The organism is Xanthomonas sp. NCPPB 2922 (assembly GCF_041520885.1).
Lineage (GTDB): Bacteria > Pseudomonadota > Gammaproteobacteria > Xanthomonadales > Xanthomonadaceae > Xanthomonas > Xanthomonas campestris.
This window is the reverse complement of record NZ_JBGOFY010000046.1, coordinates 1-2811: the sequence shown is the minus strand read 5'-3', so window position 1 is coordinate 2811 and position 2811 is coordinate 1. Positions and strand designations below refer to the sequence as shown.

Annotated in this window: 3 protein-coding genes and 1 pseudogene; 3 read left to right on the top strand and 1 reads right to left on the bottom strand. The window is 53.5% G+C overall.

Translation table 11 applies throughout. The annotated features are described in order from the left end of the window. From ACD584_RS21755 to ACD584_RS21745, 3 genes and pseudogenes are all read left to right on the top strand, one after another. A pseudogene (locus ACD584_RS21755) lies at positions 1-493 on the top strand (integrase); the annotation flags it as partial. A gap of 201 nt (positions 494-694) precedes the next feature. Further along, complete coding sequence (locus ACD584_RS21750) at positions 695-1168, top strand: hypothetical protein (protein WP_139328386.1); 474 nt, start codon at positions 695-697, stop codon at positions 1166-1168. A 126-nt stretch (positions 1169-1294) separates the two neighbouring features. Next, on the top strand, positions 1295-2167 hold the full coding sequence (locus ACD584_RS21745; protein WP_139328387.1) for a hypothetical protein: 873 nt from the start codon (positions 1295-1297) through the stop codon (positions 2165-2167). 235 nt (positions 2168-2402) lie between these two features. Here the strand turns inward: ACD584_RS21745 and ACD584_RS21740 are convergent, their stop codons facing one another. Next, entirely contained in the window at positions 2403-2726 is a 324-nt protein-coding gene (locus tag ACD584_RS21740; RefSeq protein WP_175611861.1) for a helix-turn-helix domain-containing protein, read from the bottom strand. Positions 2727-2811: the final 85 nt, after the last annotated feature.

Here is a 2811-nt window from a genome sequence, read left to right as displayed (position 1 = left end):
GGGCAGTGGCTGCATGCGCATCATCCCCATCGCCAAGCCGCTCTTAGAGGCCGGATTCCTGGAGTTCGTGGAAGACATGAAAGAAACGGGCCATCCTCGGCTGTTCCCGCTGCTTTCTGCTGGCGTGAACCGCACCACCGGGGAAACCAATGCGCGCTACAGCCAGCAGTTTGTGGTGGATTTTGGGCGCTACCTGAAGAGCCTGGGCTTTCCCAAGGGCGTGGGATTTCACGCCTTCCGCCACACGCTGGCCACCGAGCTCGATGTCAACGATGTTCCGGAGAAGGAGATTGCCTTGGTGACCGGCCACAGCACCGACCCACGGGACCGGGTCCAGGTGCTGCGCAGGCACTACCTCCACAAGAAGCCGCAGGTGACGCGCAGCAAGCAGCTTGCCGCTTTAGAGCTGTATCAGCCCAACGTGGAGCTGCCGCGCTACCAGCGGGGGCAGTTCGTTTCATGCTTGGCTGATCCGCGCAAGTTTTATCCTTAAGGCAGACTCGCGCATGCCATGAAAGTCATACACTGAGAACTCCGGAGGAGACAACGCAAATTGACGGCCCTCCAGCGATTTAACCGCGCACACGCGGAGTCTTGACAGGATTCTCTTTCGCACTAAAAAGGGCTCAATCCTTACGGGCCATATATCGTGAACCAAGCTAGAGCCAAAAAACGCCTAAACAGATACGGCATATTGCTGTCTCGTCAAGATGCTCGGGAGTCTGATCGTTGGCTGACAAGGCCAGCCAACGACGTTGAAGACTGGCGCTGCTTTCCATCGATTCGAGCAGCGATTGAATACTGGGATGAACGGGCACGCTGGGTTGCCTATGATACCGCCCTTGCTAAAGTCCTTGTAGAACATGCCATGACCTTGGATCTTGAAGATAGAGCCGCCTTTGATCAATGGATTGACGTATCAGCAGGCTCAATGCCCGAAGTGATGACAAACTTATGCACGCAAGTATCGTTTCCTAGCAACTGGAAGGAAGTAATCCAGGGCTGGGTTGCAAGGGAAGGCTCTATCGCGAGAGTTGATATTTCCCAAGTATTGAAGCATGCTCGCTCGGAGCAAAAAGCCCCCTCCTTACCAAGCGAAAGAGAGGCCAAGAATGACCATAGAATGGCCGAGCGACGAGATTATATCGAGAGTAGAACAACTCGTTGAGGCCTGCATTGGAGCGATTGATCAGCCCATCAGGCCTACACCGCTTGCCGGTGCGTTGCAGATTGCAACGTTCAAAACTCTAAGAGCCCATTTAATAGGCCACAAAAAGAGGAGGATCTAACCTCCATGCTCCTCGGAGCTTTTATCGGCTCAACCGACTGGGTTCTAGATTGTCTTGATTCAGGATCACCACCTGGGTTCGCTTGGGGTCAGTATAGTAAGCATGGCTCTAGCAAGAAGAGCGAGGGAAGCACCGGTGCCGACTTTGCCTTGATCATCCGATTTTCAGATGATATTGCACGGGCTAGCGTGTTTCAAGCCAAGCGCAGCGATAGCAACAATATCGTTAATGTCCATCGGATCGCCCCCTTCCGCGCGGCAAAGCGCCCAAATGACATTATAAAGCTACCTGAGCCCCAGATTCTTCGCCTGCTCAGCTATGGGCTAGAGGTTGCCCAGTCAAAAAATGAAAGTGATCTTGATTGGCTCCATTACTGTGCCTATGGACAATCCTCTTTCTTCTGCGCCCCTCTGAACCAAGCAGCAGGCATCATAAGCAACTATAGGAATATCAAGACTGAGGCAGATAAAGAACTCGAAAAGCTCCATTATGACAAAATCAAGTCCAGCTCTCTTTCAGGCATCCTAAAAGAAAGGGCGAGAATTATTTACAAAGACTGCGCAGGCTCAAGCATGACGAGAAACGGAGCTACACGAGAGCTCATTCACTTGCTATCAGTTGGCGCGTCGACATTTCCGGAAGATAGCGCACTAGGCTGGCTCAAGCTCGACAGCGCCTCAGCTATTGACGGCTTCATAAAGACCTTCGCTAGTGAAGTCAATATTGTAGAGCTCCGCGGAACCATGCACCCCAAGCCTTCTGCCGATGCCACAATCATCAATCACCTCAATAACGCGGCAAAGAACTACGTTACGGCATCGCCGACTAGTGGTGCCAAAGGGAAACCTGCCCCCACGGGGCCTAGATTTCAAGGTTAGTCGAGCCCAAGTCTGTTGTGCCTCTAAGCTCATACCTATGCGCAGCGCTCCGCATAGGTGACAGGACCGTATAGCACCTTGCCAGAGACACTTGTCACTGTCGTTTGAACAGACCTTCAGCATCACGCCAGCTATCGCTCTCGTCGCAGAAACGAAGGTGCCAACTCCTACCAACATAGATGAAAATGCAGTGCACTCCGTGAATACACTTGCCGCAGACGCCAAACAGGGGCGATTAACGGCTGAACTTCCGGAGCCAAGACAGAGCCTTTGCCCGGTCCTCGACTGACATTTTCCCCAGTGCCAGAATCGCTTCAGCCGTTTGATCGTCTTCAGCCACCAAGTAGGCCATCGGCACCCCTAGCGTGTCGGCCAGCTTCCCCAGCCCATCCAAGTCAATGCCACTGGTCTCGTTCTCGTAGCGATTAACCCGGCTGCTGGCCAACTTCTTATCAAGCCCCATCAGCACCCCCAAAGCCCGCTGGCTTGGGATGCCTTGCAGTTCCCGAGCCTGTTTCAGGCGGGCAGCAAAGAGAGCTCGGGGGGAAGCCTTCGGCACGTGAACGAATGTTGAAAAGTTGGCCGGACAGCATGACTTGCTCCTCCACTGCATGGCAGACTCTTCATGAAATGTAGCACCCTCC

Coding starts and splice junctions, on each gene's coding strand:
- ACD584_RS21745 (WP_139328387.1), top strand. CDS start 1,295: ATGCTCCTCGGAGCTTTTATCGGCTCAACCGACTGGGTTCTAGATTGT.